The organism is Stenotrophomonas sp. SKA14 (assembly GCF_000158575.1).
Lineage (GTDB): Bacteria > Pseudomonadota > Gammaproteobacteria > Xanthomonadales > Xanthomonadaceae > Stenotrophomonas > Stenotrophomonas forensis.
Window position 1 is genome coordinate 1,810,240 of record NZ_DS999412.1, and the last position, 25,616, is coordinate 1,835,855.

Sequence of the window (25,616 nt, forward strand, 5' to 3'; positions counted from 1 at the left end):
CCCGGCGCGACTTCCGCAGGCTCAGCCGCCGCGCAGGTTGCCCAGGCGCGGGGTGCTGCGGCCCAGCGGCATCTTCAGCTTGCCGATCGACAGGATGCGGCTTTCGGCGATGCGGTCGGCGGCACGCTGCGGCGCGATGTTCTCGCGCTGCGACAGTTCGAAGATGCGGGTGAGGTTGTGGTAGATGCTCCGGATCAGGCGCATCGCGCGTTCGCGGTTGTAGCCGTCGATCTCCAGCGACACGTTCATCACGCCACCGGCGTTGACCGCGTAATCCGGCGCATACAGGATGCCGCGCGCATGCAGCTCGTCGCCGATTTCCAGGCTCGACAGCTGGTTGTTGGCGGTGCCGCAGATGATCTTGGCCTTGATCCGCGGCAGGGTGTCGGCATTGATCGCGCCTTCCAGTGCGCACGGCGCAAACACATCGGCGTTGACCTCGTGGATCTCGTCCGGCTTGACCGCTTCGGCGCCGAAATCGCTGACCGCACGATCGACCAGCGCACTGTCCAGGTCGGTGACATACAGCTTGGCGCCGCGGTCGCGCAGCAGCTTCACCAGCTCCATGCCGATGTGGCCCAGGCCCTGCACCGCGATGCTGGTCTTGCCCACTTCTTCATGGCCGAACTTGAAGCGCATCGCCGCCATCAGCGCCTGCAGCGCACCGTAGGCGGTGAACGGCGCCGGATCGCCGGAGCCGCCATGGACCTGGTGCACGCCGGTCACGAACTGGCTCTCCAGGTAGATGTTCTCCATGTCGTTGACGTCGGTGCCGACGTCCTCGGCGGTGATGTAGCGCCCGCCCAGCGAATCGACGTAACGGCCGAAGGCGCGGAACAGCACCTCGGTCTTGTCCACCTTCGGGTCGCCGATGATCACCGCCTTGCCACCACCGACATTGAGGCCGGCCAGCGCATTCTTGTAGGTCATCGTCCGGCTCAACCGCAGCACGTCGGCCAGCGCCTCGTCGGTGCTGGCGTAGGGGCGCATGCGCACGCCGCCCAGGGCCGGGCCCAGGGTGGTGTTGTGGATGGCGATGATCGCCTTCAGCCCGGCGTCGTGGTTGTGGCAGAACACCACCTGTTCATGGCCGGTGGTGGCGAGGGTTTCGAATAGCATGGCATCTCCGATGGCGCGAACAGCGGCGAACTGCGGCGAACGGCCAGTGAACGGTAGGGTCCCAAAAACAAAAAAAGCGACGTCGTCGGTGCAGGGGGACGGGTCGCGCGGCGCCATTCTAGTCCATTCCTCCGGCCGCTGCCGTCGACATCGGCGGGCTTCTGGTTAAAGAAGATGAAAGCGCGGCCGATGCTGCGACGACGGCGGGTCGCCGGATTCATGTGAAGAGGCAGGACGGTCAGTGACGGCAAAGGCAGCACAACGACAGGGCGGGCGGCGATGACGCCGGCCTGGTGGCGATCGCTGCGCGCGTGGCTGGCGCGCTCGACCGGGGCGGCGCCGTCGCGGTTGGCGGCAGCGTCGCGGCAGGCGGTGGCTGCCGCCGCGGCCAGCCTGCAGGGCGAGGCCCTGCCGCCGGGTGAGATCGCCGCGCACCTGCAACGCGGCCTGCATGCGCTGGCGCTGTATCCGCGGCTGGCCGGCGAGCCCACGCCGGTCCAGGACCCGGCGCTGGGCGAGGCGGTGGCCCGCGCGCTGCAGGATCGCGACTGGGCGGCCCGGCACCTGCCCCGCCGCCCGCAGCTGCTGCCGCAACTGATCCAGACCGTCAACGACGACGCGGCCTCGGCGCGGGTGATGGCGGCGATCATCGGCCAGGACCCGGTGCTGACCGGCAACCTGCTGCGCATCGCCAACAGCCCGGCCTACAAGGTGCACGAGCGGCCCGTGGAAAGCCTGCAGCGGGCGGTGACCCTGGTCGGCACCGAAGGCGTGCGCCAGATCATCAGCGCGGTGCTGGTGCAGCCGGTGATGCAGGTGCAGTGCGAGGTGTTCCCGCAGTTCAGCACGATCATCTGGGAGCATGCGTTGCTGGCTTCGCGCGCGGCCGCCGACCACGCACGCACGGTCACCTTCGGCGATGCCTTCGCCGCGCAGTGGCTGGGCCTGGTGCAGGGGCTGGGCGCTGCGCTGGTGATGCGCCAGTTGCTGCAGGAAGCGCAGGCACGCGGCGAAACCGTGGAGCCGACCCTGGCCCTGCAGCTGCTGCAACAGTGGTCGTTGCCGCTGGCACAGCGCGTGGCGGCGGCCTGGGAGTTGCCCGAACCGGTGCACCAGGCACTGGCACCGGAAGCGGACGGACCGCTGGCCGACAGCCTGCGCCTGGCCAGCGCCGCCGCAGCTGCCAGCCTGCTGTGCCGGCACGGGCATGCCAGCCAGAACCGCATGCTGGCCCTGCTTGAACAACTGCCGTCGGCACCCCCGCATACCCTGCGCTGGATCTGGCGGCGCCTGCACGGGCGCAGTGTGGAAACGCGCGATGAGGCCGGGCAGGAGGCATCGCCGTCGCCCTGAGCGCTACAGCTGCGATTCCACCGGCAGCCAGCTGATCACCCGTGAAGTCCAGCGCTTGCCCAGGCTTGCCCCGGGTTCGGCCTCCACCCAGTGCGGCGGCGGCTGCCGCTCCAGCCAGCGCAGCGCATCGTCGTGGCCCAGGGCCAGCCACCAGCTGTGCGCAGGGCTGGCCAGGCGCAGGTACTCGTCGCGCAGCTGCGCACCCAGCACCGGATCGTCGAACAGCACGCCCATCTCGGTATTGAGATAGGCCGAGCGCGGATCGAGGTTGAACGAGCCGACGAAACCGCGGCGGTCATCGACCACGAACGCCTTCGTATGCAGGCTGGCCCCGCTGCTGCCGAACAGGCTGGTATCCGGCTGCCCGTGCGCCTTCAGTTCGTACAGCTTCACGCCAGCCTTCAGCAGGGGGACGCGGTAGCCCATGTAGCCGCCGTGCACCGCAGCCACGTCGTTGGCGGCCAGCGAATTGGTGACCACGCCCACCTCGGCGCCGCGCGCGGCCAGTCCCGAAAGGCCCTCCACGCCATCGCTGCCGGGCACGAAGTAGGGCGAGATCAGCAGTGCGCTGCGACGGGTGGTTGCCAGCTCGTCGCTGAGCGTAGTGACCAGCCAGTGGCGGCGATCATCGTCGCGGTGCTTCATCGGCGGATCGGAGGCGATGCGCACGTTCGCGCTCCAGTGCAGGGGCTCCGGGGCAGGCCGCTGCAGGCCGCGCGATGCGGCTACGCGCTGCAGGTAGGGCTGCGCCCTGGCATGCAGCGCATCCAGGTCCGACTGCCGCACGAGTTGCCGCAGCTGTTCATCGCTGTATGAAGCCAGCGCGGAAATCGGAATGGCCGTGCTGCTGTTCCAGTAATCGTCGAAGATCCGGTTGGCCTGCTGCACGGCCGGTCCGGCCACCACCAGGTCAAGATCCTGGAAGTTCACATCGTCGCGTGCACTGAAGTATTCCTCGCCGATGTTGCGCCCGCCGACGATGGCGATGCGGCCATCGGCGATCCAGCTCTTGTTGTGCATGCGATGGTTCACGCTGAAGGCACGTTGCACCAGTTCCAGCGTGCGTGCGATGCCACTGCGGTTGCGGAACGGGTTGTACAGGCGGATCTCGATGTTCGGATGCGCATCGAGCGCCATCATCAGCGCATCCTTGTCCCGGGCGTTCATGTCGTCGAGCAGGATGCGCACGCGCACGCCGCGCTCGGCGGCGTCATACAGCGCCTTGGCCATCAGGTGGCCGACCAGATCGTCGTGCCAGATGTAGTACTGCAGGTCCAGGCTGCGTCCTGCGTGCGTGGTGATCATCGCGCGGGCCGCGAACGCGTCCATGCCATCGCTGAGGAAGGCCACGCCGGACTTGCCGGGATGGGCCTCCTGCAGAGGCACGATCTGCTGGTCGATGCGCGTCTGCGCCGGTTGCAGTGGCAGTACGTGCGATGGCGCGCCCTGTGCCTGTGGCGTGAGATGGTCGGCCAGCAGCAGGCCGGACAGGACCAGCAGCAACAAGGCGGCGACGATGATCGCAGCGACGCGCAGCAGGCGTCGCCACAGGGGCTTGGGTGGACTCATGCCCCGATGGTAGATCCACGCCATGCGTGGATGAAAGCCAGAAGACACATTGCAATGGATCCACGACTTGCGTGGATGGCTTCTTCAGGCAATGTCATGCCATGCGTGGATGGCCTCAGAACCGCTCGTCACTGCCCAGATAGCGCCACTGGCCTGGTGGCAGCGGCCCGAGTGCTACTCGGCCGATACGCAGGCGACGCACGGCCGCGACCTGCAGCCCGGCGGCGGTCACCGCCACGCGCAGGCCCTTGGCGGTCAGCCCCTTGCCGGCAAAGCGCAGGCGCTGTTCGCTCTGCCAGCTGACCTTGGCACCGCCGGATTCGTGCTGCAGCCGCGCCAGCAGCCACGGACCGCGCTCGGGGCCGCCTTCGGCCACTTCGATGAGGTACTCCTGCTCGGTGCGGCCCAGGTTGCGCTGCAGGTGGGCCAGCGTGGCCGGATCCTGGCTGACCACCACCAGGCCGCTGTCGGCCGCCGGCAGCGATGCCGCCAGCTGCAGGCCGTGGAAATGGCGCTGCAGCGGACGGATGCCGCTGGCATCAAGCTCGCTGCGGCTGTCGCTGCTGACCAGTGCGCACAGGGTCTCGGCGGCGACGCCGGCCGGCTTGTGCAGCAGCATGCTGACCCGTTCGGCCTTGTCATCGCTGGCCTGCTCGGCCACCACGATCACGGCGTTGTCGTCGACCGGGCGCTGCGGCTGTTCCACCACTTCGCCATCGACCGTGACCCAGCCACCCTCGATGTAGCGCCGGGCTTCGCCGCGCGGGATGCCGAGCAGGGCGGACAGGCGTTTGTCGAGACGGATCGGTTCCATGGTGGGCAGGTCGGTCAGGTCGGGCAGGGGGCGCGCAGTGTAGCTGCTGCGGCCGGTCAGCGCTGGCCGCGGTTGACCAGCTCGGTCAGGTACAGGCGGGTATCGAACTCCAGCTGCAGGTAGTCCGGCTCCATGTGCTGGCACAGCTGGTAGAAAGCCTTGTTGTGGTCGGCTTCCTTCAGGTGGGCCAGTTCGTGCACCACGATCATGCGCAGGAATGCCGCCGGCGCCTGGCGGAACACGGTGGCGATGCGGATCTCGCGGCTGGCCTTGAGGCGGCCGCCGTGTACGCGGGAGATGGCGGTGTGGGTGCCCAGCGCGTGCTTGATCACTTCCAGCGTGTTGTCGTAGCAGACCTTGTTGAGCGGCACCGACTTGCGCAGGTAACGGTCTTTCAGTTCCTGCGTGTAGTCGTACAGCTGGCGGTCGCTGCGCACCTCGTGCGGGTCCGGGTAGCGCTGCTGCAGCCAGGGCCCCAGCTTGCCCTGCGCCAGCAGTTCGCTGACCTGGGCGACCAGGGGCTCGGGATAGCCGGTGAGGTACTTCATCACTGCCATGCAGGGGCGGCGGGGCGTCGGTAGAATGGGGCCTCCAAGATTACACGCGGTACGCATCGACCATGGCAAAGCCCAACGCGCTGCAGGAACAATTGCTCAAGGCCGGCCTGGCCAAGAAGTCGCAGGCCAGCGCCGCCGCGAGCGCGCAGGCCAAGGCCCGCCAGGGCAAGGCCGAATCGACCTCGGCCGAGGTCCAGCGCGAAGCTGAACGCGCCCGCGCCGAGAAGGTTGAGCGTGACCGCGCACTGGCCGCCGAGCGCAATGCCCAGGCCAGGCAGGCTGAACAGAAGGCGCAGGCGAAGCAGATCATCACCGCCCATGCGGTGCCCCACAAGGGCGATGATGAGTACCGCTTCAGCGACGGCGCGGCGATCCGCACCCTGCTGATCGACCCCAAGCTGCGCAAGGCACTGTCGGTGGGCGTGCTGGTCATCGTTGCCCATGGCGAGGGCTACGCGCTGCTGCCGCGTGCCGCCGCCGAGAAGGTGCGTGAACGCGCCCCGGAATCGATCATCGTCGACCACGGCCAGCCGGGCTCGACCGCCGAGATCTCCACCGGCAACGCCGAGGACGATGCCTACTACGCCCAGTTCCAGGTGCCGGACGACCTGGTCTGGTAAGCAAGAAGGGGACGGCATCCTGTTCGTCTTCCTGAAGAGCAGCCGAGCAGGGCTCGGCTCCACATCACGGCCTGTCTTTTTGCCGGCCTGTATCGTCCCCATATCAGGCGAAACACCTGCGGAGGATGGCCATGGCCACCGGTTGGGCGGGAGATGGCGCGGTCCAGGACCAGATCGACGCTACCGTTGATGATGCGATTGCGCGTGCCCGGCGCCAGCTGCGCCAGGGGCCGGGCCTGGAACACTGTGAAGAATGCGACGCGCCGATCCCGTTGGCGCGGCGCCAGGCCGTGCCCGGGGTACGCCTGTGCGTGGCCTGCCAGCAGGCGCTGGATGATGAGGAACACGCGCACAGCGGCTACAACCGGCGCGGCAGCAAGGACAGTCAGCTGAGGTAAGGGGTGTTCGGCAGGGCTGCGCCCTGCACCTGCAGAAGCCAGTGCAACAGCCGAAGCAACGGCAACGGCGGGCATTCCGTGAGATGGCGGGGCGGTGTCGGAGTGCGGGGACGCCGTGAACCCATCCATGGGGGCTTGGCAGCCGCATCCATGCGGCTGACACCCCGCACTCCGACACCGCCCCACCTTCGACGGGTTCACGCGGCTGTTGGCAACGGCGGTCATTGGAACGCGCGGTTGTTGGTAGGTGTCGACCTTGGTCGACACGACTTTTCTGTCAGATATCGAATGAATCATCCACGCATGGCGTGGCTCTACTGTGTCGACCAAGGTCGACACCCACCCGAGCAGAACGCCGTCCCAGCAGATAGCGGAGATCTGTCGAAGGCGGGGTGGGTCCGGTTGAGGGGGCGTGAGCCGCATGGATGCGGCGACCGAGCCTACATGGACGTATTTACGGCGCCCCCCTCAACCGGACCCACCCCGCCAACCCACGGAATGCCGGCTTTTGCTGTTGCTCCGGTGGTTGACGCTGCCTCGGCGGGTGCAGGGCGCAGCCCTGCAAAGAAAAACCCCCTCAGCCGTCGCCCTGGATGCCGCCGGGGGCCTGCGCCGGGTCGCGCCAGCGACGCACCGTGCGCTGGAAGAACAGGTTGTTCGGCAGCTGCAGCACCGTGCCTTCGTGGCCATCACCGGTTTCCTGCAGCGTCGTGTAGATCAGGTTCACGTCGATCACCCGGCCCTTCAGTCCAGGTTTCTCGCCGTTCTCCAGCACCTCGATGTAGTCGTGCAGGCGGAACGGACGGGTGGTGAAGATCAGCAGCGTGCAGAAGATGTTGGACAGCACGCTCCAGGCCGCGAAGAAGGCCACCGCGCCCACCGCGGCGAAGCCGGTGAAGGCGGTCCAGAGCACTGACGGCTTCGCGCCGAGCAGGCTGAGGATGTAGAGCAGGGCACTGAAATAGACCACGAAGCTGGTGATCCGGCGTGCGCCCATCACCATTTCCGGCGGCAGCGTGTAGTGCTCGGCGAAGCGGCGGATCAGGCGACGGGCGAGCAGCCGCAGCAGCCAGGCGACCAGCAGCACCAGCACGATCTGCAGGGCAACGCCGGCGTAGTTCAGCCAAGGGTGAGTCCAGGGTGGCAGGTGGTCCTTCAGCGACAACATCATGGGACGACTACGGAGGGGGGAAACGGCCCCCGATGTTACCCGGCGCGTGCGGCGGATTCGACCGTGGGCGTCCAGGCCAGGCAGACCAGCTCCTTGCGATGCTGCTGCAGGCAGGCGCGGCCGTTGTCGGGGCGGAGCTGCAGCGACAGGCCCAGTACCTGCAACAGGACGCAGGCGGCGATCACCAGCAGGGCGGCGCAGGATGGGCTGGACATGGCAGGACTCCCGGACGGCGTTTTCACGAAGGACCTTGCATGGATGCAGCGGCCGCCGAAAAGGTTGCAGCGAATCGATCATCATCCGGCTCTAAACCTTTTCCCGGGCCGCCGCATCCAAGCGATATGCTCGACACCACCATGCCCGCGCCGCCTGCCGCCAACGACGCCGTCGACGAACCCGCCCTGGTGCGGGCGGCGGCCGCAGGCGATACCGCCGCCTACGAACTGCTGTACCGGCGCCATGCGCCGCGCGTGTTCGCTGTGTTGTGGCGCCTGTGTGGCGGCCAGCAGGCACGTGCCGAAGATGCGTTGCAGGAAGCCTTCCTGCAGGCCTGGAAGGCGCTGCCGGGGTTCCGTTTCGAGAGCAGCCTGTCGACCTGGCTGCATCGGCTGGGCGTCAATGCCGCCCTGATGGAACTGCGTGGGCGCGCGGCCGGGCAGGACCACGACAGTCTGGATGAGGTCGACGGCGGGTTGCAGGAACTGGCGGTGCATGACCGCTGTGCCGGCACCGAGCGCGACCTGGAGCGTGCGCTGTCGACGCTGCCACCACGGGCACGTGCGGTACTGGTGTTGCACGACATCGAAGGCTGGAAACACCACGAAATCGCCGAGCAGCTGCAGATGGCTGTCGGCAGTTCCAAGGCACAGTTGCATCGTGCGCGCGGTTTGTTGCGTGCACGGCTGGGAGACATGACATGACGACACACGACCACGATTCCGCGCTGCTGGCACGCCTGCGTGCCCTGTCCAGCGAACGCAGCGTGCCCGCCGATGGCTGGGAGCGCCTGTCGAGCCGGCTGCCACCGCGTGAACCACCGTCGGCACCTGCAGCGGATGGCAATGTGGTGGCCCTGCCCATGCGTCCGAGGCGGCGCTGGTGGCTGCCGGTGGGCGCGGCGCTGGCGGCCAGCCTGGCGGTGTATGCGGTGGCGCCATGGCGCCATGCGCAACCCGGCATGCCAGCGCCGTCCGCGCTGCAGCTGCAGGCCGCGGCGATGACCGAGCAGTACCAGCAGGCGGTGGCTTCGCTGCCCGATGGCCGGGCGCCGGAATGGCAACCGGCCCTGCACGAACTTGATGAAAGTGCTGCGCAGATCCGCGCCGCATTGGCGCAGGACCCCCGTGCGCCGCACCTGCTTGGCCAGCTCAAGCGCACCTATGCGCTGCGTCTGGAACTGACCCGGCAGGCGGCCTATGCCGCCGAGTCCGGCCTGGCAACCTGAGGAGACCCCAATGACCCGAACCCTGATGTCCTGCTGTGTGGCGCTGTTGCTGGCACCCTCGCTGGCGCTGGCCGACACGCGTATCGACGAACGCCACACGCTGGCTGCCGGCGGTCGCATCGAACTGAGCAACGTCGCCGGCAAGGTGACCGTGCGCGGCTGGGACCGCAATGATGTGCAGCTCACCGGCACGCTCAGTGACGGCCTGCAGCTGCGCCAGGAGAAGAGCGCCAACCGCGTGCGCTGGGAGATCGAATACCCGCGTCGCAACGGCAACGGTGGCGCCACGCTGGTGCTGAATGTGCCGCGCTCGGTGGAACTGCTGCTGAGTACGGTCAGCGCCAGCCAGGACATCAGCGGCATCGATGTGCGCCGCCTGCAGGCCGATACGGTCAGCGGCAGCCTGAGCGCGGCCGGGCGCAGTGGCGACAGCAAACTCAACACGGTCAGCGGCAGTGTCAGTGCACGCCTGCAGACACCGAAGCTTGACGTCAACACGGTCAGTGGGCGGATCGAGGCCGGTGGCGGCGTATCCGGTGATATCGGTGCGCAGACCGTGTCCGGCCGGGTCGAGGTGGACGCCGGGCGGGTGCAGCGGCTGGCGGTGGAAACCGTGTCGGGCAGCATCGAGCTGGCAGCGGCCGGGTTGGCACCGGGTGGCCGCATCAACGTCGAATCGGTGAGCGCTTCGGTCACGCTGAGCCTGCCGCGCACGGTGTCGGCGCAGCTGTCGGTGAACAGCTTCAGCGGCTCGATCAACAGCGATGCCGGGCAGGTGGAGCGGCCGCGCTACGGGCCGGGCAGCCACCTGGACACACGACTGGGCGGCGGTGATGGTGACATCCGCATCCAGTCGCATTCGGGCAGTGTGCAGGTACGCCTGGATCGCTGAGCGCGGTCCGGCAGGCCGCGGCGGCAGCGCCGCCGCGGTCGGTACTGGGTCAGCTGGCTTTCTTCAGCGCCCAGGTGGTGCCGAGGACTTCGATCTTGCCACCGGCCTTGCGGAACGCAGCCAGGTCCGAAGCGATCGAATCACTGCTGACCACGGTGCTGGCGGCCGCGCCCTTGCGTTCGCTGCGGATGCTGTTGCTGGCCTTCGCGGGGGTCTTTGCCTTGCGGGGCATGGTTGCTCCTGTCAGGTGGAAGGGGAGGAAAGCGCCCAGGCATCGGCCTGGCGCAGGTAGTCCTGCCGCTCGCGGCGGCAGTCATCGCCGCCCATCGAAAACTGGCGGCAGATCGCCGGGCGCTGCGAATAGATCGTGCAGCGCAGGTGATAGGGATCGATCGCTGCGCACCAGCCTTCCTCGTTGCGTGCCATCACGGCACGGCCGTGCGCGTCGCGCGAAAGGAACTGGCCAGGCACGTGGTCGCCGGGCTGCAGCAGCACGGGCAGCCGGCAACAGACCGCGTCACAACGGCGGCAGTCGATGGGTGCAGGTGCTGCGTCAGGTTGTAAGGCCTCTGGGGCCTGGCGGGTGCCCAAAGCGGGTCTCGATGGCGGCTCCGGTGGTACGCGGACCATGAACGAGCCAGGAAGGCATGGCCGCTAGGCCCGCAGGGCGGGCCGGGCTGCACGGAAGACACGCACCGGCGTGGCCGGTGGAAGGTGCAGCTGGGTTCTAGCCGACCAAGAGTAACTTAGACCGCGTAACGTTTTGTTAATCCTGGCTGGCTGCCGCCAGCGCAAGGCCCTGGACCACCCCCAGCGAGGGTTCGCCATGGACCATGCGGGCGCCCGGGAAGGCCTCGGCCACGGCCTGGCGCAGGTAGCCGGCGCGGGACATGCCACCGGTCAGGAACACCGCATCGGGATCGCCACCGATATCGCTGCGGACCTGGGCCAGCAGCTCGCGGATCTGCTCCAGGTACCCATGTGCGGCAGAAGCCAGGCCGTCGGCGCTGCTGTCGGCATGCAGGTCGCGCGCGATGTAGTCCAGCGTGCTGCGGTGTTCACTGGCGGCGCTGAGGGCGATCTTGGCGCGTTCGACATCGCGGTACAGGCGCGCGGTGTTGCCGGTGTCCTGCAGGGCCTGCAGGCGGTCGCCCCAGGGCGCGTCCACATGGTCGTACTTGTGCAGGCGGAAATCGCGCTGCCGGGTCATGTCCTGCACGGTGGCCGCTTCCACGTAGTGGTGGGTGGGCACGCGGGTGATGCCGCGGCCGAACAGCGGCATGTAGCTGGACAGGCTCAGCGCCAGGTCGATGTCGGTACCGCCGCGGGCGATACCCCAGGCGCGGTGGATGCGCGGTGCGTCGTCGCCGCCGACTTCGGCATGCGCGATGTCGGTGGTACCGCCACCGATGTCGACGATCACGGCCTGGTGCCGCTCGCGGCTTTCGGCGTGGTAATGCATGGCCGCAGCGGCGGGTTCTTCAAGGAAATCGATCTGGTCGAAGCCGGCCTGGGTGGCGGCCTCGCGCAGGATGTCCAGCGCCTGGTCGTTGCCGGCCGCGCCGATCGAACTGCGGAACTGCACCGGGCGGCCGAGCAGGGCGGCACGCAGCGGGCGGCCAAGCTGGGCGCTGGCGGTCAGGCGGATGTGTTCAAGGATGTGCGCGGCGATGCCGGTGATGGTCTGCCTGGCGCGCGGGTGCAGGTTGTAGCCCAGCATCGACTTCGGGCTCTGCACCAGGTTGCCTTCGTGTTCCTCGAAGTACGCTTCCAGTGCCTCATCACCGTAGACCGCGTTCTGCAGCAGGTCGCTGGCACTGCGTTCCTGGCCGGCACGGGCTTCCATCCACTCGCGGCGCAACGCGCGCAGGGCTTCGCGGCGAAGCGCCTGTGGCGTGCGTTCCTGGCCGGCGGCACGCGCTGCGCGGGCGGCGCTGTCGATCATCTGCTGCAGTTGGTGTTCCTGGCCGTCGTCGAGCTGGAAATCGTCCGGGTCCGGCACCACGCCGGGGAAATACACGCTGGTGCGGAACTGCTCGGCGTCGCCGAAGCGGATCGGCAGCAGCTTTCCCTCATGCACGATGGCGGCGGCGGAGTTGCTGGTACCGAAGTCGATGCCGAGGCGCATGGGGAATTCCGGGGGCGATCAGGGGCCGCGCACTCTGCTGCAGTTCGCGGCCGACTGCAAGTTCCAGCGTCGTGCCGTGAAGGAGGGCCGCCGGCCCCCTCCCGGCGGAATGGGAAAAAGGCCGGCCGGTTACAATGGCGGCTGTTGATTCATTTTGAGGTACTTGCCGATGTCGTCCGCCCCCGCCTGCCCGCAGTGCACCCTGGAAAACACCTATGCCGATGGCGCGCTGTGGATCTGCGCCGACTGCGGCTTCGAGTGGACCGCCGAGGAAAGCGCCGGTTCGACCCTGGTCGTGCGTGACAGCAACGGCAATACCCTGCAGAGCGGCGACACCGTCACCGTGATCAAGGACCTGAAGGTGAAGGGCTCCTCGATCCCGCTGAAGCAGGGCACGGTGATCCGCAACATCCGCCTGGTCGAGGACGATGCCGAGCACATCGAAGGTAACTCGGACAAGATCAAGGGGCTGGTCCTGAAGACCTGCTTCCTCAAGAAGGCCTGACCGGACCTCAGCGCCTGGCCTGCTGCGCGCGCCAGCGCGCCAGGCTGTCCAGCTTGGCCTGGTAGCGTGCTTGCTCCGGGGCCCCGCCCAGTTCCTGCGCGCGCAGCATTTCGCGATCGGCACGCTTGAGCTGGCCGGCCAGGAAATAGACCCGTGCCAGCCCGAAGTGGAACTGGTGCGCGGTGTCATACAGGCGCACCGCCTGGCGGTAGTAGCGGATCGCCGCATCCAGCTGGCCCGCACGCTCGGCCTTGGCGCCGAGCATGTACTGCGCGAACGGGTCCTCGCGCTGCACCGACGTCAACCGGCGCTCCAGCGCCTGCGCCTGCGCGGTCAGGCCCAGGCTGCGGAACAGTGCCGAGGCATTGGTCAGCGCGGCATCCTGGCGTCCATCCAGCTGCAGCGACCTGTCCAGCGCCTGTCGTGCGCCCTCGTTGTCGCCTGCGCGATGGTCGAGCACGCCGACGTTGTTCCAGACCGGAGCGAACCCGCTGTCCTGGGCCAGCGCAGCGTCGAAGAACGCACGTGCACCCACCAGGTCACCTTCGGCAAGGTACTCGGCGCCGCGGTTGTTGTAGAAATGCGCCAAGGCCCGCGCACGGCTGACCGGAACCGGTCCGCGCCGGTCGTAGAGCACGTTGCGGTCCAGGTCGACGGTACCGAAACGCCCGCCGACGTCGACGCCGGCGTTGACGTGCCCGACGTTGTAGACCACGCCGTTCTGCTGGTCCTGGTACCACGACACCACCTGTCCCACTTCCTGCACGCGGGCCTGGATGCCGGCTTCGCGGGCAAGCGTCACAAACAGCAGGGTGAAGGCCAGGCAGTTGGCCTGGCGATGCTGCCAGATCTCGCTGACGGTGTAGGTCGCATTGGCGTCGTACTGCAGGTCCAGCCCGTGCTGTTCGAAGATCATTTCCACCAGCGCCTGCAGGCGCTGGTCGCGGGAGTAGCTGCGCTGGATCACCTGCTTCTGCAGCATCGCGCGCAGGTCCGCCGGAATGGCGAACACCTCGTCCGGCGTCGGCACGCGCGGGGCCGACACGGTGATGGTCGGCGTGGTCACCACCGCTGCAGGCGGCGCCGGGTCCGCGCCGAAGGCCGGCGCACAGAGGGCGAGCAGCGAAAGGGCCAGGCAAGGGACGGAAGGGCGGTACATGACAGCTCCCGGCAGCGGCGGGCGCTCCCGCCTGTGGCGAGTGTAGACCCAGGGATGTTCCGCTGCAGCGACCGTTGGTCGGCGTCGCGGTTCATCCACAACCGGTGTGGACCAGCGCTCGACAAAGCTGTGGACAACGGCGCCCAGGCCACGCCCGGCAAGCGTTGTGAGTGTGTGGTGAAAAAACAGCCAGCTTGCCGGCCGCCAACGCAGGCGGGATGATCCGGGCATGGACTTCCAACCTCTGACGCTTGCCCCGGCGCAGTGGCAGGCGCTGCAGGACAGCTATGCAACGCCGCCCCGCGCCTACCACCACTTCGGCCACGTGCGCGCCGTGCTGCAGCACTGCCAGCAGGTGGCTGATGGCCCGGGCTGGCAGCAGCCGGCCGAGGTCTATCTGGCCGTGCTGTATCACGATGCGATCTACCAGGCCGGGCGCAAGGACAACGAGGCACGCTCGGCGCAGTTGGCCCTGCAGGCGATCGCGCAGGCACCGGACCTGGCCGCCGTCGATGGCGCCCGGGTCGAGCAGTTGATCCTGTTGACCGCCCGCCATGGCGAGCTCGGCCCGGGTGATGTCGATGCCGAGGCCGCGCTGTTCCTGGACTGCGACATGGCGATCCTGGCCGCGCCGGAACCGGTGTTCGCCGCCTACGACCGGGGCGTGGCCGAGGAGTACACGGGCGTGGTGCCGGGCTTCCTGTACCGCGCCGGGCGCCGGCGTTTCCTGCAGGGCCTGCTGCGTGCGCCACGCATCTTCCTCAGCGACTTCTTCCACCAGCGCCTGGATGCCGCTGCCCGCGACAACCTGCGCCGGCAGCTGGAGCGCTGAGCCAGCCCGGTACACTGGGGTCTGTTTCCACCGATCGCCGTTTCCGACCGTGTCCGTTCCTGATCCCGATCCCCGCCCGCTGCCACCGGAAGAGCCTGGTCCCAATGAGTGCTGCGGCAGTGGCTGCCCGCTGTGCGTGCTTGACCTGTATGCCGATGAGCTGCAGCGCTACCGCAAGGCGCTGGCCGAGTGGCAGGCGCGGCATCCGGAAGCGGCGCCATGAACCGCGCACGTCCGGCGGCAGTACTGGCAATGGTGGCGTTGCTGCTGTTCGTGGCGACTGCACTGTGGACCCAGTTCGCGCGCACCGACCTGGACTGGGTGCGGGCTACCCTCAGCCTCTACCTGCATGGACCGTGGGGGCTGGCACTGCGCGCTGCGTACTGCCTGCTGGCGCTGGCCATCGCGGCGCTGGGCATCGCGCTGTATCGCAACAGCATCGGCCCGCGTCGCAGCGCGGCGGCGCCGCTGCTGTTCAGCGTGTCCGCACTGGGCCTGGCCACCGTCGCCATCGGTGACAGCTGGCTGCCCGAAGCAACGCCACTGCTGGCACCGTTCATCCATGGGCTGGCGGCCAACACCGCGTTCCTGTGTGCCAGCGTCGGCATGCTGCTGCAGGCCTGGTACCTGCGCCGCGAACCAGGCTGGCAGTCCGCGGCCGGCCTGCTCTGGGGCTGGGCGTGGCTGGCGTTCGTGCTTCTCTGGCTGCACGTGCTGTGGCGCGCGGGGCCGCCGCGTGGGCTGGGGCAGAAGGTCGTGATTGCGGTGATCGTGGGCTGGCTGCTGTACCTGGCGCTGGCGTTGTACCGCCGCAGCCGCCGCCCCGTCCCCCACTGAACCCCCAACGGCCTGCGCCGGTACGTGCCGTGCACGCGGTGGCGGCGTATCGTGTGCGCATTCCATCGGGGCTGCGATATGAAGCGTGCAGGGCTGGGCAGGGCAATGGGTGTGGTACTGGCGCTGGCTGCGCTGCCGGCAATGGCGGCGGCCAACGTGCAGCAGTTCAGCCACGGGCGATTCGAACAGATTCCGGTGCATATGCCGTCGGGAACACCGCAGCGGGTAGTGATCTGGTTCCATGAACCTTCTGCCGGCGGTGACACCAGCCGTTTGCCGATCGAGGCGCTGCGTGCCGATGGCGCGATGGTCGCAGCCGTGGACATCGCGCATCTGCGCGGGGTGCTCAAGCGCGAGGGTGACCCGACCTGCTCCTTCGGTTCCGGCGACGTCGAGAACTTCTCGCGCTGGCTGCAGGCGTCGCTGCATCTGCCCGGCTACCACCTGCCGCTGGTCGGCGGCGATGGTGAAGGTGCCGAAATGGCCTACTCGCTGGCGGCGCAGGCCGATACCCAGGTATTCGCCGGCCTGCTCACCACCGGCTTCTGCCCGGACCACAGCCACGAGCGCATGGTCTGCGGCGATGGCGTGAAGCGCAACAGGTTGCAGCCCGCCGAACTGAACTTCCCGTGGTTGAGTGCGGCCGGTGATCACGGCTGCAAGGTGGGCGAGGCCAGTGGGTTCGTGCAGCAGGTCGCGATGGCGCGTGAGTTCAAGCGCACCACGCGCGGTGATGCCTCGCCGGGCCTGGTGGCTGCGGCGCGGGTGATGGGGGCGCAGGCGGGTGTCAGCCTGGCGCCGCCGCCGGCTGCGCTGAAGGGCCTGCCGGTGGTGGAAGTACCGGCAACCGGCAACGGCGACACGCTGGCCGTGTTTGTCTCCGGCGACGGTGGCTGGGCTGGCCTGGACAAGGACGTGGCGTCCTCGCTCAACGAGCACGGCGTGGCGGTGGTCGGCATCGATTCGCTGCGCTACTTCTGGAGCGAGCGCACGCCGAAGGGCTTTGCTGCGGACCTGCAGAAGATCATCGAGCACTACCGCCAGCAGTGGCACCGCGACAAGGTGATGCTGATCGGATTCTCGCAGGGCGCCGACGTGCTGCCGGCCACCATCAACCAGCTTGATGCAGATACCCGGGCAGCGCTGGACCGTATCGTGCTGCTGTCGGTCGGCAAGAAGGCCGACTTCGAGTTCCATGTCAGCAACTGGCTGGGCGGGGGCGGCGACGGCCTGCCGATTGCGCCGGAAGTGGCGAAGCTGCCGACTGGCAAGACGTTGTGCGTGTATGGCCAGGACGACGATGACGCGTTGTGCCCGGGCCTTCCCGCCAACGATGGCGTGCAGAAGGTGAAGCTGCCGGGCGACCATCACTTCAATGGTGACTACGACCGCCTGGCCGAGGTGATCCTCAAGGGTGGGGCGTAGCGCCGAGCGATGCCCGGCGGTCATGGGTAGGCGCCGACCTTGGTCGGCGCCGGGGCGCAGGTAGCGCCCGGCCAAGCCCGGCGGATCGGGGCGTCAGTTGCGCCGCGGATCCAGCGAGATCAGGCGCGTGGCATCCAGCAGCGCCGCCGGCAGGTGCATGCCGCCGGGTGCTGCCAGATAGCGCGGCCGCCACTGTGGATCGAACTTCGACTTGAAGCGGCGCAGACCACTGAAGCCATAGAAGCGTTCACCGTGCCGCGCCAGCAGGCCGGCCAGCCGGTTCCAGCGGCCCGCGAGCCGATGCTGGGCCAATCCGGACAGCGGCGCCATGCCCAGCGAGAAGCGCGCGTAGCCCTGCGCGCGGCCCCACAGGAACAGTTCGATGAAGAGGAAGTCCATCGTGCCCTTTGGCGCCTCGTTGACATGGCGCATCAGATCCACCGACAGCTCGGCGCCGGCCGGTGCCTGCCACAGGTTGGCGAATGCCACGATCTGGCCTTCGGCCTCGACCAATGCGACCGGGAAGCGCGCCAGGTAATCCGGGTCGTAGCTGCCCAGCGAGAAGCCCTTTTCATCGCCGGCCTTGTCGTCCAGCCATGCGTTGGAGATGGCATGCAGGCGTGGCAGCAGGCTGGGAATCTCCTCCACTGGCGCCACCCGGAATGACAGGCCGCTGCGCTTGCCGCGGTTCCAGGCCTGGCGCAGGTCGGCACGTTCGCGGCCTTCCAGGCCGAAGTCGTGCAGCGGCACCATCGCTTCCTCGCCCAGCTTGACCAGGCCTAGGCCAAGGTCCAGGTAGGTCTGCCAGTAGGTCTCGCCCACCTGGTAGAACACCGGGCGCAGGCCCAGCCGGTCGGCTTCTTCGCGGAAGCGCCAGATCAGTGCGCGGGCGACCTCCGGCGGTCCGACCGGATCGCCCATCGCGATCAGCGAACCGCCATAGCGCTGCATCATCACGAAGCCCTGCTTCGCATCATCGCGCAGCACCGCCTTGTCGGCGGTCAGCACCAGGCAGGCCTGGGTATCGGTGGCACCGGCCAGTACCGGCGCCAGCGATTGCAGCGTGGCTTCATCGGCGGCCGGCAGCGGGCTGCGGGTGCTGTGCAGCAGCCGCGCCAGGCCGAACATCACCAGCGCGATGGCCACCACCAGCAGTGCACGCAACGCACGCGGAGCATTGCCGGACACCGCGAACTCCCACCACAGCTCGTTCTGGTACTCGACGTGGCTGTAAGTGAAGAACAGCAGCCAAGTGACCGCCACCAGCACCAGCCCGAGGTTGCGCAGCCACGGCCACGACCACGCTTCATCCAGCAGTGCGCCCTGGCGGTAGAACTCGCGGCGCGCGGCCCACAGCGCCATCGCCGCAAGCACTGCGGAAACTGCGATCAACCATTGACCGCCGCGCAGCCACAACGGCAACGGGGTGACCACGCACACCGCCATCGCCAGCATCCACGCCGCATGGCTGCGCCGGGCCAGGCCCTGGCCGATCAGCAGCAGCGCGACACCGCTGAGGCTGCCGATCAGGTGCGAAGTTTCCAGAATCGGCAGTGAGGCATTGACCAGATGCCGGCGTGGCGTGGGCAGTGTGCCGTCGATGACCAGCGCGGCACCGATGCTGAACACCGCCAGCGCGATGATCTGTGGCAGCCAGGGACGCAGCGCGTTCCAGCCGGCGCGGGTGGCGCCGGCGCTGGCCTGCAGCGGTTGCCGTAGGGCAGGGGCCAGTGCGAGCAGGGTGGCCAGCACCAACGGCAGCACGTAATAGGTAACGCGGTAGATCAGCGCGGCAGCCAGCACCGCCGCCGGTGCGACCTGCGGCAGCAGCTTCAGCAGGCTCCATTCGAACACGCCGAGGCCGGCGGGGACGGTCGAGACCAGGCCAGCCAGCACTGCGACCAGGTACAGGCCGACGAAGCCGGGCAGGCCGGTCGGCGTCGAGTCCGGCAGCAGCACGTAGAACGCGGCGCTGGCCAGCACCAGTTCGATCACGCTGAGCACGGTGACACCGATCATGGTGCGGCGGTCGGGCAGCCACAGGCCATGCCCGAACACGCTGAACTGACGGCCTTCGCGGCCGACCAGCAGCAGCATCGCCAGATAGGCGAACAGCGCGATGATGCCGACCACGCGCACTGCGTCCGGATCCAGCGGCAGTGCCAGCGCCGCGGCTTCAGGCTCCATGCACAGCGCCACGCTGATCAGCAGCCAGGCACCGAACACGAAGCCGAGCGTGCTCATCAGCACCACCTGGCCGATCTGCGCCAGGTCCAGGCCGGCGGTGCGATAACCGCGCAGGCGCACCGCACCACCGGTCAGCGCGGCGAAGCCCACGGTCTGGCCCAGCGTATGTGCCAGGAATGCGGTGATGCCGATGCGTGCCGGATGCACGCGGATGCCGCTGCGGCGCAGGCCGATGGCGTCAAAGCCGATCAGACAACCGTAGCTGGCCAGACCCAGCACGACGGTAAGCGCGATCTGCGTGCCGCTGAGTTGATGGAAGGCGTGGCGGATGGCGCGGTAGCCGTTCTCATCGAACTCGTTGGCCAGCCCATGCAGGGCCAGCGCCAGGACCAGCAGCGGGATGACGATGGTAAGGACCCGCTTCCATGCCGGGGTGGAGGAAGCGGTGGCGGGGTCGGTGGTTTCGGTCATCGGCGCAAGGGTGCGTCAGGGAGGGCGAGGGCGGTGTCAACACGGGCGTGGCGCATCGTGCGCCTGTCGCGGGCATTTGACCAGCGGGTGTGTCGGAGCCCGGTAGTGGCGTTGCGCGGCCCGCCCGCGTGCACCCATCGTTGACCGCTTTGGAGGACAATGCAGGCCTGATCACCCGCAGGAGCCACGCCCATGATGGAGCGTTACGACGTCGGACCGCGCATGTCCGAAATGACCGTGTACAACAAGGTCGCCTACCTCTCCGGCCAGATTCCGGAAGACACCAGCCAGGACATCACCGGCCAGACCCGGCAGGTGCTGGCGGAGATCGACAAGCTGCTGGCGCTGGTGGCCAGTGATCGCCAGCACGTGCTGCGCGCGGAAGTGTTCTTGGCCGACATCGCCGACTTCGACGGCATGAACAAGGCGTGGGACGAGTGGGTGGTCGAGGGCGCGACCCCGGCCCGCGCCACGTTTGAAGCCAGGCTGGCCCACGCCGAGTGGAAGGTCGAGATCGTGGTGACGGCCGCAGTGCCGTAATCATTGAACGGGGTCAGATCCCTTTCCCGTTGGAAAAGGGATCTGACCCCTTCTGCAGGCCCCGTTACAGGGGCACCATCTCGATGCAGTCCACCGGGCACGGCGGAATGCACAGCTCGCAGCCGGTGCACAGATCGGCGATCACCGTGTGCATGTACTTGGCACCACCGACGATGGCATCCACCGGGCAGGCCTGGATGCATTTGGTGCAGCCGATGCAGTCGGCCTCCACGATCAACGCAACCTGCGCGGCCTTGTGCTCGCCGCGCGAGCGGTCAAACGGAATTGCCGGTGTGCCCAGCACCTGGGCCAGTGCACGCGCACCGGCGTCGCCACCCGGTGGGCAGCGGTCCCCCCCCGCTTCGCCGCGCGCCATCGCCTGCGCGTAGGGGCGGCAGCCGTCGTAGCCGCATTGCCCGCATTGGGTCTGCGGCAGCAGGCGGTCGAGGCGTTCGGTCAGGGGCGGGATCAGGCTCATGCGTGGCGAAGGCTGCGCGTTGGGTTACTTCAGGGGTTTGCCACGGAACCAGCGCTCGTGGGCCAGTGCCAGCATCGGCTTGTCTTCGGAACTGTCGCCGTAGGCATGGATGCGCACGTAACGCGATAGATCGAACTGGCGACGGATGTGCTCGACTTTGCGCGGGCCGCAGTCGCCACCGGCATAGCGACCGGTCAGGCGACCGTCCTGGCTCTCCAGCCGGTTGCAGATCAACTGCAGGCCCAGCTGCTCGCACCACGGCTTCAGGTACAGGTCCAGCGAACCGGACACGATCACCACGGTGTGCTGCTGTTCCTTGTGCCAGCGGATCTGCTCCAGCATTTCCGGGCGCACCACCTCGGGCAGGAATTCGCGCGAGAAGCCGGCGGCCAGCGTGGTGATATCGTCGCTGTGGCGGTCGCTGAAGGTGAGGCGGGTGACGCGCGCGCGGATGCGTTCGGCCGAGATCAGTTTCAGCTTGTATGCCACCAGCCACGGTCCGACTTTCCACCACGCCTGCGCCAGCTGTTCGGCCGTGGCCACGCGGCGCAGGAACCGGCCATAGGTATCGCAGGTGGTCACGGTGTGGTCGAAGTCGAACAGCGCCAGTTCCATTCCGTTGCCTCCCATCGCATTGCCCCCGTAGCCGGTGCTGACGGCGGGCGCGGCCTGGCCACGCCCGCTGCAGGCATCAGCGGACCGGCATGCCCGGCTGCGCGCCGCTGTCGGCGTCCAGCAGCGCCAGCGCGCCGCCGTCGAAACCGGCCGACAGGATCATGCCTTCGCTCAGGCCGAAGCGCATCTTGCGCGGGGCCAGGTTGGCGATGAACACCACGCTGCGGCCAACCAGCTTTTCCGGCTCACCGTAGCTGCCGCGGATGCCGGAGAAGATCTGGCGCTTGCCCAGCTCGCCGGCATCCAGTTCAAAGCGCAGCAGCTTGTCCGAGCCTTCCACGAACTCGCACACCAGCACCTTGCCGATGCGCAGGTCGAGCTTGGCGAAATCGTCGATGCCGATGTAGGCCGGCGCGTCGGCGCTCTTTGCGTCGTCCTTGGCCGGTGCCGGTGCTGCCGGCTTTGCGGCTTCAACCTTGGCGACGGGGGCGGCAGCGGCGGCCGGCTGCAGGGTGTCCTTGGAGGCGTCGATCATGGCGTCAATCTTCTTCGGGTCGATACGGGTGAACAGCGGGGTGTAGTCGGTGATGCGGTGGCCCAGCAGCGGCTGCACCAGGTCGGTCCAGTCGTCCACCGGCGCGGCCAGGAAGGCCTCGGCCTGCGCGGCGGTGGCTGGCAGCACCGGCTTCAGCGCGGTAACCAGCACGCGGAACAGGTTCAGGCCCTGGCTGCACACCGCCTGCAGCTGCGCATCGGCGCCTTCCTGCTTGGCGATCACCCACGGCTTGACGTCATCGATGTAGCGGTTGGCTTCGTCGGCCAGGGTCATGGTCAGGCGGATCGCCGCCGCCGGGTCGTTGCGCTCGTACGCTTCGCGGATCGGCGCCAGGCCATCGACGAAACGCTGGTACTGCGCCGCATCGGGCAGCTGCGCGGCCAGCTGGCCGTCGAAGCGCTTGCTGATGAAGCCGGCGCAGCGGCTGGCCAGGTTGACGAACTTGCCGACCAGATCGGCGTTGACGCGGGCGATGAAGTCACCCAGGTTCAGGTCGAGATCGTCGACGCCGCCGCCGGACTTGGCCGCGTAGTAGTAACGCAGCGCTTCCGGTTCCAGGCCGGCGTCGAGGAAGGTGCGGGCCATCACGAAGGTGCCGCGCGACTTGCTCATCTTGGCGCCGTCCACGGTCAGGTAGCCGTTGACGTGCAGGCGGGTCGGCGCGCGATGGCCGGTGCCGTGCAGCACCGCCGGCCAGAACAGGCCGTGGAAGTTGACGATGTCCTTGCCGATGAAGTGGTGCAGCTCGGTGCTGGTGCCGGCACGCAGGTGCGATTCGAAGTCTTCGCCGAGCTTGCCGCACAGGGTCTGGAAGCTGGACAGGTAGCCGATCGGCGCGTCCAGCCAGACGTAGAAGTACTTGCCCGGCTGGCCGGGAATCTGGAAGCCGAAGTACGGCGCATCGCGCGAGATGTCCCACGCGCGCAGGCCGCCTTCGGCATTGAGCCACTCACCCAGCTTGGCCTTCACGCCCGGCAGGGCGACGTCGCCGGCCAGCCAGTCGCGCAGGAACGCATCGAAGTGGCCGACCTCGAAGAAGAAGTGCTCCGAATCGCGCATTTCCGGCGTGGCACCGGAGATGACCGAACGCGGTTCCTTCAGGTCGGTCGGCGCATAGGTGGCGCCACACACTTCGCAGTTGTCGCCGTACTGGTCGGGGCTGCCGCAGTTCGGGCAGATGCCCTTGACGTAGCGGTCGGGCAGGAACATGCCCTTGGCCGGGTCGTAGAACTGCGCCACCGACCGGCGGCTGATGTGACCGGCCGCTTCCAGCTTCAGGTAGAACTGCTCGGTCAGCGCCTTGTTGGCCGCCGAGTTGGTCGAGTCGTAGTGATCGAAGGCGACGCCGAAGGCGGCGAAGTCTCGCTCGTGGCCGGCCTGGATGTTGGCGATGAAGGTTTCCGGGGTGATCCCGGCCTTTTCCGCAGCCAGCATGATCGGCGTGCCATGGGTGTCGTCGGCACAGACGAACCAGGCCTTGCCGCCGCTCATTCGCCGCGCACGCACCCAGATGTCGGCCTGGATGTAGCCGACCAGGTGGCCCAGGTGCAGCGGGCCGTTGGCGTAGGGCAGGGCGGTGGTGACGAGCGCGGTACGGGTCATGGTCGCGGGGTGAAGCCGAGGGGAACCGCAGATTATCGCATGCCCGCAACGAGGTGACCCGGCCGGGGCCGGGTCACGAGGGTAACGCGGGGGCGGGGACCTCAGTCGCGAACCCAGGTCTGGGTGCGGCAGATGAAGGCGATGCAGCCGGCCACGTCCAGCTTGTTGCCGCCGGGCTGCAGTTCCAGCTTGGATTTGTAGACCTTGCCGGAGGCCGGGTCGAGGATCTGGCCACCGGCCCACTTGCTGGCACCGTCGGACTTGAGGTTCCAGAGGATGGTCATGCCCTTCACCGGCTTGTTCTTGTTGGCACCCTCACAGCCGTCGCAGACCGGGTTCGGGCCCTTGTCCGACTGCAGCACTTCAAGCACCTTGCCGGACAGGGAGCCGTTGGCAGCCTGGGTGATTTCGACGATCGATTTCACCTTGCCGGTCTTGTCGTCAATGGTCTTCCAGCGGCCGGCCGGGCTGTCGGCGGCCTGTGCCGAGAGCGCGGCCAGGCACAGCGGCAGCGCCAGCAGCAGGGTCTTGAAGGTCTTGCGCATGGTCCCCTCCCAGGGTTCATTCCGGCACGATGCCGGTACGGGTCGACTGTATACCCATTCGGCGGGGTATGGGGAAGGGGGGGGCTTTGCAGGGCTGCGCCCTGCACCTGCTCAATGCAACGGCAATGCCCAGAGCCAGAGCGGCATTCCGTGGGATGGCTGGGCACTGTGGGTTTGCGGGGACGCCGTAAACCCGTCCATGGGGGCTTGGTCGCCGCATCCATGCGGCTCACACCCCGCAAACCCACAGTGCCCAGCCTTCGACAGGTTCACGCTGCTGATGGTGGGTGCCGACCGTTGGTCGGCACGCGGTCGGCTCAACCGACTTCGTACAGCTCCAGCGGCAGGTCGTCGGGGTCGGCGAAGAAGGTGAAGCGGCGGCCGGTGTATTCGTCCACGCGGATCGGTTCGCAGGCCACGCCTTGCGCGGCCAGGCGCTGGATGAATGGCTCCAGCACGGTCACCCGGAACGCGAGGTGGCGCAGGCCCTGGGCTTCAGGACGGCTGGGCCGCGGCGGCGGTGAGGGGAACGAGAACAGTTCCAGCTGGCCACCGTCGGGCAGGGCCAGGTCCAGCTTCCAGGAATCGCGCGCGGCACGATGGTTCTCGGCCAGCACGCGCAGGCCGAGGATGCGCACGTAGAAGTCCTTCGAGCGCGCGTAGTCGCTGCAGATCAGTGCGGCGTGGTGGATGCCCAGCAGGGCGTCGGATGAAGCAGTCATTGCAGGGTGTCCAGCCAGCGCTGGGCGATCTTCAGCGCCAGCGGATAGGGTTCGGGGTCGTTGCGGTTGGTCAGCACGATCACGGTCAGGTGCTTCTCCGGGTGGCGCAGGATCACGTTGCGGAAGCCGATGCTCTCGCCGCTGTGCCACTGCACTGGGCCATTCAGGCGCCAGCCGAAGCCGTAGTGCGGCACGTCAGGTTCGGTGGTCGTGGTGGCCGGGCTGAACATCGCGCGGCGCGAGGCCTTGGACAACAGGCGGTCGTCATACAGCGCGGCATCCCAGCGGGCCAGGTCGTCCAGCGAGGAATAGATGCCGCCATCGCCGAGTACGGCGCTGGTGGTGCTCTGGTCGGTGCGCTGCCAGTGGCCGTCGATCCGGCTGTAGCCGTAGGCACGTGCCGCCACCGCATCGACACCGTCCTGATGAGCCACGGTGTGCGCCATGCCCAGCGGCGCGAAGATGCGTCGCTGCAGGAAGGCTGCGAAATCCTGTCCGGAGGCGCGACCGACGATCAGTGCCAGCAGCGCGTAGCCGCTGTTGCTGTACCGGTATTGCGTGCCGGGCGCGAAGTTCAGGCGGTCTTCGCGCGCGAGCAGGGCCAGAACGTCGGCATCGTGCACCTGGCGCGGGTCGGCCGGGTCCATCAGGTCTTCGTAGTCGAGCAGGCCGCTGGTGTGCGACAGCAGCTGGCGCAGGGTGATGGCCGCCGCAGCCGGCGGCAGCTCGGGCAGCCACTGGCGGGCCGACTGGTCCAGCCCGAGCCGGCCGTCTTCCACCAGCAGCAGTACTGCCGCTGCAGTGAACTGCTTGCTGACCGAGGCCAGCCGGAAGTTGCTGGCCGGGGTGACCGGGGTGCTGTCTTCCACCACCGCCAGGCCGTAGCCGCGACGGAATACCGGCTGCCCGTCATGCAGGACCAGCACCGCGGCGCCGGGCACCTGGCCGTCATAGGCCTGCATCAGGCCATCGATGCCCGCATCCGGTGGGGTCAGCACCGGTGCGGCGGGGCTGGCTACGGGCAGCAGGCCCAGCACGGCGGCGAGCAGGACGACGGCAGGGCGCATGACGGCTCCG

29 protein-coding genes are annotated in these 25,616 nt (G+C 68.1%); 12 read left to right on the plus strand and 17 right to left on the minus strand.

Annotated elements, in window-relative coordinates; all coding sequences use genetic code 11:
* Positions 1-21: 21 nt before the first annotated feature.
* Entirely contained in the window at positions 22-1,119 is a 1,098-nt protein-coding gene (locus SSKA14_RS08175; RefSeq protein WP_008264553.1) for a Glu/Leu/Phe/Val dehydrogenase dimerization domain-containing protein, read from the minus strand.
* A 279-nt stretch (positions 1,120-1,398) separates the two neighbouring features.
* Between SSKA14_RS08175 and SSKA14_RS08180 the strand changes: the two genes are divergently transcribed.
* A complete protein-coding gene (locus tag SSKA14_RS08180) occupies positions 1,399-2,472 on the plus strand; it encodes an HDOD domain-containing protein (protein ID WP_008266847.1) in 1,074 nt (357 codons plus the stop codon).
* A gap of 3 nt (positions 2,473-2,475) precedes the next feature.
* Here the strand turns inward: SSKA14_RS08180 and SSKA14_RS08185 are convergent, their stop codons facing one another.
* The 3 genes from SSKA14_RS08185 to SSKA14_RS08195 all read right to left on the minus strand — a co-directional run bounded on the left by SSKA14_RS08185 (position 2,476) and on the right by SSKA14_RS08195 (position 5,412).
* On the minus strand, positions 2,476-4,065 hold the full coding sequence (locus SSKA14_RS08185; protein ID WP_008264677.1) for a phospholipase D family protein: 1,590 nt from the start codon (positions 4,063-4,065) through the stop codon (positions 2,476-2,478).
* A 91-nt stretch (positions 4,066-4,156) separates the two neighbouring features.
* Positions 4,157-4,855: an RNA pseudouridine synthase gene (locus SSKA14_RS08190; RefSeq protein WP_008265276.1), complete on the minus strand. Its 699-nt coding sequence runs from the start codon at positions 4,853-4,855 to the stop codon at positions 4,157-4,159.
* Positions 4,856-4,911: 56 nt separating this feature from the next.
* Positions 4,912-5,412, minus strand: a complete 501-nt coding sequence (locus tag SSKA14_RS08195; protein WP_008267667.1) for a M48 family metallopeptidase — start codon at positions 5,410-5,412, stop codon at positions 4,912-4,914.
* A 62-nt stretch (positions 5,413-5,474) separates the two neighbouring features.
* On the opposite strand from SSKA14_RS08195, the gene SSKA14_RS08200 reads away from it, so the two are divergent.
* Both SSKA14_RS08200 and SSKA14_RS08205 read left to right on the plus strand, forming a co-directional pair.
* Positions 5,475-6,032, plus strand: a complete 558-nt coding sequence (locus SSKA14_RS08200; RefSeq protein WP_008266309.1) for a DUF2058 domain-containing protein — start codon at positions 5,475-5,477, stop codon at positions 6,030-6,032.
* A gap of 131 nt (positions 6,033-6,163) precedes the next feature.
* Positions 6,164-6,430, plus strand: a complete 267-nt coding sequence (locus tag SSKA14_RS08205) for a DksA/TraR family C4-type zinc finger protein (RefSeq protein ID WP_006460850.1) — start codon at positions 6,164-6,166, stop codon at positions 6,428-6,430.
* A 577-nt stretch (positions 6,431-7,007) separates the two neighbouring features.
* Here the strand turns inward: SSKA14_RS08205 and SSKA14_RS08210 are convergent.
* Positions 7,008-7,601 (minus strand): mechanosensitive ion channel family protein, encoded by a 594-nt coding sequence (locus SSKA14_RS08210; RefSeq protein WP_006462204.1) that lies wholly within the window; start codon positions 7,599-7,601, stop codon positions 7,008-7,010.
* A 35-nt stretch (positions 7,602-7,636) separates the two neighbouring features.
* The gene (locus SSKA14_RS08215; protein WP_008268616.1) at positions 7,637-7,816 is read right to left on the minus strand and encodes a hypothetical protein; all 180 of its coding nucleotides are present in this window, start codon (positions 7,814-7,816) and stop codon (positions 7,637-7,639) included.
* A gap of 126 nt (positions 7,817-7,942) precedes the next feature.
* Between SSKA14_RS08215 and SSKA14_RS08220 the strand changes: the two genes are divergently transcribed.
* The 3 genes from SSKA14_RS08220 to SSKA14_RS08230 are packed head-to-tail and all read left to right on the plus strand — an operon-like array spanning position 7,943 to position 9,937.
* Positions 7,943-8,521, plus strand: coding sequence for a sigma-70 family RNA polymerase sigma factor (locus SSKA14_RS08220; RefSeq protein WP_008264751.1), 579 nt, complete (start codon positions 7,943-7,945; stop codon positions 8,519-8,521).
* A complete protein-coding gene (locus SSKA14_RS08225; protein ID WP_008264722.1) occupies positions 8,518-9,045 on the plus strand; it encodes a hypothetical protein in 528 nt (175 codons plus the stop codon). Before SSKA14_RS08220 ends, SSKA14_RS08225 begins: the two co-directional genes overlap by 4 nt.
* A gap of 10 nt (positions 9,046-9,055) precedes the next feature.
* Entirely contained in the window at positions 9,056-9,937 is an 882-nt protein-coding gene (locus SSKA14_RS08230; protein WP_040007306.1) for a DUF4097 family beta strand repeat-containing protein, read from the plus strand.
* Positions 9,938-9,986: 49 nt separating this feature from the next.
* Here the strand turns inward: SSKA14_RS08230 and SSKA14_RS08235 are convergent, their stop codons facing one another.
* The 3 genes from SSKA14_RS08235 to SSKA14_RS08245 all read right to left on the minus strand — a co-directional run bounded on the left by SSKA14_RS08235 (position 9,987) and on the right by SSKA14_RS08245 (position 12,065).
* The gene (locus tag SSKA14_RS08235) at positions 9,987-10,169 is read right to left on the minus strand and encodes a hypothetical protein (protein WP_005410566.1); all 183 of its coding nucleotides are present in this window, start codon (positions 10,167-10,169) and stop codon (positions 9,987-9,989) included.
* Between the two features lie 11 nt (positions 10,170-10,180).
* Positions 10,181-10,474 (minus strand): YkgJ family cysteine cluster protein, encoded by a 294-nt coding sequence (locus SSKA14_RS08240; protein ID WP_080354961.1) that lies wholly within the window; start codon positions 10,472-10,474, stop codon positions 10,181-10,183.
* 229 nt (positions 10,475-10,703) lie between these two features.
* On the minus strand, positions 10,704-12,065 hold the full coding sequence (locus SSKA14_RS08245) for an Hsp70 family protein (RefSeq protein WP_008266863.1): 1,362 nt from the start codon (positions 12,063-12,065) through the stop codon (positions 10,704-10,706).
* Between the two features lie 169 nt (positions 12,066-12,234).
* Here SSKA14_RS08245 and SSKA14_RS08250 point away from each other — a divergent pair, with 169 nt between their 5' ends.
* Positions 12,235-12,570 (plus strand): zinc ribbon domain-containing protein YjdM, encoded by a 336-nt coding sequence (locus SSKA14_RS08250; protein WP_008265884.1) that lies wholly within the window; start codon positions 12,235-12,237, stop codon positions 12,568-12,570.
* Positions 12,571-12,577: 7 nt separating this feature from the next.
* On the opposite strand, the gene SSKA14_RS08255 is transcribed toward SSKA14_RS08250, so the two are convergent.
* Positions 12,578-13,729 carry a transglutaminase domain-containing protein gene (locus SSKA14_RS08255; protein ID WP_040007308.1) on the minus strand — a complete coding sequence of 384 codons (1,152 nt, stop codon included), beginning with the start codon at positions 13,727-13,729 and terminating at the stop codon, positions 12,578-12,580.
* A 229-nt stretch (positions 13,730-13,958) separates the two neighbouring features.
* On the opposite strand from SSKA14_RS08255, the gene SSKA14_RS08260 reads away from it, so the two are divergent.
* The 4 genes from SSKA14_RS08260 (at position 13,959) to SSKA14_RS08275 (ending at position 16,823) form a co-directional block, all read left to right on the plus strand.
* Positions 13,959-14,561, plus strand: coding sequence for a hypothetical protein (locus tag SSKA14_RS08260; RefSeq protein WP_008267434.1), 603 nt, complete (start codon positions 13,959-13,961; stop codon positions 14,559-14,561).
* A 49-nt stretch (positions 14,562-14,610) separates the two neighbouring features.
* Entirely contained in the window at positions 14,611-14,784 is a 174-nt protein-coding gene (locus SSKA14_RS08265; RefSeq protein ID WP_008265759.1) for an oxidoreductase-like domain-containing protein, read from the plus strand.
* Positions 14,781-15,398: a DUF998 domain-containing protein gene (locus SSKA14_RS08270; RefSeq protein ID WP_040007311.1), complete on the plus strand. Its 618-nt coding sequence runs from the start codon at positions 14,781-14,783 to the stop codon at positions 15,396-15,398. The genes SSKA14_RS08265 and SSKA14_RS08270 overlap by 4 nt, the downstream gene beginning before the upstream one ends.
* A 78-nt stretch (positions 15,399-15,476) precedes the next feature.
* On the plus strand, positions 15,477-16,823 hold the full coding sequence (locus SSKA14_RS08275; protein WP_040007313.1) for an AcvB/VirJ family lysyl-phosphatidylglycerol hydrolase: 1,347 nt from the start codon (positions 15,477-15,479) through the stop codon (positions 16,821-16,823).
* Between the two features lie 93 nt (positions 16,824-16,916).
* Here SSKA14_RS08275 and mprF read toward each other — a convergent pair whose 3' ends face one another.
* Positions 16,917-19,481, minus strand: coding sequence for a bifunctional lysylphosphatidylglycerol flippase/synthetase MprF (gene mprF / locus SSKA14_RS08280; RefSeq protein WP_008264473.1), 2,565 nt, complete (start codon positions 19,479-19,481; stop codon positions 16,917-16,919).
* A 192-nt stretch (positions 19,482-19,673) separates the two neighbouring features.
* Here mprF and SSKA14_RS08285 point away from each other — a divergent pair, with 192 nt between their 5' ends.
* Positions 19,674-20,021 carry a RidA family protein gene (locus SSKA14_RS08285; RefSeq protein WP_008264965.1) on the plus strand — a complete coding sequence of 116 codons (348 nt, stop codon included), beginning with the start codon at positions 19,674-19,676 and terminating at the stop codon, positions 20,019-20,021.
* Positions 20,022-20,085: 64 nt separating this feature from the next.
* Here the strand turns inward: SSKA14_RS08285 and rnfB are convergent, their stop codons facing one another.
* The 6 genes from rnfB to SSKA14_RS08315 form a co-directional block, all read right to left on the minus strand.
* Positions 20,086-20,499, minus strand: coding sequence for an Rnf electron transport complex subunit RnfB (gene rnfB / locus SSKA14_RS08290; protein WP_008264526.1), 414 nt, complete (start codon positions 20,497-20,499; stop codon positions 20,086-20,088).
* A gap of 24 nt (positions 20,500-20,523) precedes the next feature.
* Positions 20,524-21,114, minus strand: coding sequence for an HAD family hydrolase (locus tag SSKA14_RS08295; RefSeq protein ID WP_008264672.1), 591 nt, complete (start codon positions 21,112-21,114; stop codon positions 20,524-20,526).
* Positions 21,115-21,190: 76 nt separating this feature from the next.
* A complete protein-coding gene (metG, locus tag SSKA14_RS08300; protein ID WP_008266399.1) occupies positions 21,191-23,272 on the minus strand; it encodes a methionine--tRNA ligase in 2,082 nt (693 codons plus the stop codon).
* A gap of 101 nt (positions 23,273-23,373) precedes the next feature.
* A complete protein-coding gene (locus SSKA14_RS08305) occupies positions 23,374-23,817 on the minus strand; it encodes a DUF2147 domain-containing protein (protein WP_008268041.1) in 444 nt (147 codons plus the stop codon).
* Between the two features lie 317 nt (positions 23,818-24,134).
* A complete protein-coding gene (locus tag SSKA14_RS08310; RefSeq protein ID WP_008264728.1) occupies positions 24,135-24,539 on the minus strand; it encodes a VOC family protein in 405 nt (134 codons plus the stop codon).
* Entirely contained in the window at positions 24,536-25,606 is a 1,071-nt protein-coding gene (locus SSKA14_RS08315) for a serine hydrolase domain-containing protein (protein WP_008267474.1), read from the minus strand. Before SSKA14_RS08315 ends, SSKA14_RS08310 begins: the two co-directional genes overlap by 4 nt.
* Positions 25,607-25,616 lie beyond the last annotated feature (10 nt).

Coding starts and splice junctions, on each gene's coding strand:
- SSKA14_RS08200 (WP_008266309.1), top strand. CDS start 5,475: ATGGCAAAGCCCAACGCGCTGCAGGAACAATTGCTCAAGGCCGGCCTG.
- SSKA14_RS08245 (WP_008266863.1), bottom strand. CDS start 12,065: ATGCGCCTCGGCATCGACTTCGGTACCAGCAACTCCGCCGCCGCCATC.
- SSKA14_RS08305 (WP_008268041.1), bottom strand. CDS start 23,817: ATGCGCAAGACCTTCAAGACCCTGCTGCTGGCGCTGCCGCTGTGCCTG.
- SSKA14_RS08260 (WP_008267434.1), top strand. CDS start 13,959: ATGGACTTCCAACCTCTGACGCTTGCCCCGGCGCAGTGGCAGGCGCTG.
- SSKA14_RS08190 (WP_008265276.1), bottom strand. CDS start 4,855: ATGGAACCGATCCGTCTCGACAAACGCCTGTCCGCCCTGCTCGGCATC.
- SSKA14_RS08185 (WP_008264677.1), bottom strand. CDS start 4,065: ATGGCGTGGATCTACCATCGGGGCATGAGTCCACCCAAGCCCCTGTGG.
- metG (WP_008266399.1), bottom strand. CDS start 23,272: ATGACCCGTACCGCGCTCGTCACCACCGCCCTGCCCTACGCCAACGGC.
- SSKA14_RS08180 (WP_008266847.1), top strand. CDS start 1,399: ATGACGCCGGCCTGGTGGCGATCGCTGCGCGCGTGGCTGGCGCGCTCG.
- SSKA14_RS08175 (WP_008264553.1), bottom strand. CDS start 1,119: ATGCTATTCGAAACCCTCGCCACCACCGGCCATGAACAGGTGGTGTTC.
- SSKA14_RS08275 (WP_040007313.1), top strand. CDS start 15,477: ATGAAGCGTGCAGGGCTGGGCAGGGCAATGGGTGTGGTACTGGCGCTG.
- SSKA14_RS08270 (WP_040007311.1), top strand. CDS start 14,781: ATGAACCGCGCACGTCCGGCGGCAGTACTGGCAATGGTGGCGTTGCTG.
- SSKA14_RS08295 (WP_008264672.1), bottom strand. CDS start 21,114: ATGGAACTGGCGCTGTTCGACTTCGACCACACCGTGACCACCTGCGAT.
- SSKA14_RS08255 (WP_040007308.1), bottom strand. CDS start 13,729: ATGTACCGCCCTTCCGTCCCTTGCCTGGCCCTTTCGCTGCTCGCCCTC.
- SSKA14_RS08235 (WP_005410566.1), bottom strand. CDS start 10,169: ATGCCCCGCAAGGCAAAGACCCCCGCGAAGGCCAGCAACAGCATCCGC.
- SSKA14_RS08210 (WP_006462204.1), bottom strand. CDS start 7,601: ATGATGTTGTCGCTGAAGGACCACCTGCCACCCTGGACTCACCCTTGG.
- mprF (WP_008264473.1), bottom strand. CDS start 19,481: ATGACCGAAACCACCGACCCCGCCACCGCTTCCTCCACCCCGGCATGG.
- SSKA14_RS08315 (WP_008267474.1), bottom strand. CDS start 25,606: ATGCGCCCTGCCGTCGTCCTGCTCGCCGCCGTGCTGGGCCTGCTGCCC.
- SSKA14_RS08230 (WP_040007306.1), top strand. CDS start 9,056: ATGACCCGAACCCTGATGTCCTGCTGTGTGGCGCTGTTGCTGGCACCC.
- SSKA14_RS08285 (WP_008264965.1), top strand. CDS start 19,674: ATGATGGAGCGTTACGACGTCGGACCGCGCATGTCCGAAATGACCGTG.
- SSKA14_RS08215 (WP_008268616.1), bottom strand. CDS start 7,816: ATGTCCAGCCCATCCTGCGCCGCCCTGCTGGTGATCGCCGCCTGCGTC.
- SSKA14_RS08250 (WP_008265884.1), top strand. CDS start 12,235: ATGTCGTCCGCCCCCGCCTGCCCGCAGTGCACCCTGGAAAACACCTAT.
- SSKA14_RS08220 (WP_008264751.1), top strand. CDS start 7,943: ATGCTCGACACCACCATGCCCGCGCCGCCTGCCGCCAACGACGCCGTC.
- SSKA14_RS08195 (WP_008267667.1), bottom strand. CDS start 5,412: ATGGCAGTGATGAAGTACCTCACCGGCTATCCCGAGCCCCTGGTCGCC.
- rnfB (WP_008264526.1), bottom strand. CDS start 20,499: ATGAGCCTGATCCCGCCCCTGACCGAACGCCTCGACCGCCTGCTGCCG.
- SSKA14_RS08225 (WP_008264722.1), top strand. CDS start 8,518: ATGACGACACACGACCACGATTCCGCGCTGCTGGCACGCCTGCGTGCC.
- SSKA14_RS08310 (WP_008264728.1), bottom strand. CDS start 24,539: ATGACTGCTTCATCCGACGCCCTGCTGGGCATCCACCACGCCGCACTG.
- SSKA14_RS08205 (WP_006460850.1), top strand. CDS start 6,164: ATGGCCACCGGTTGGGCGGGAGATGGCGCGGTCCAGGACCAGATCGAC.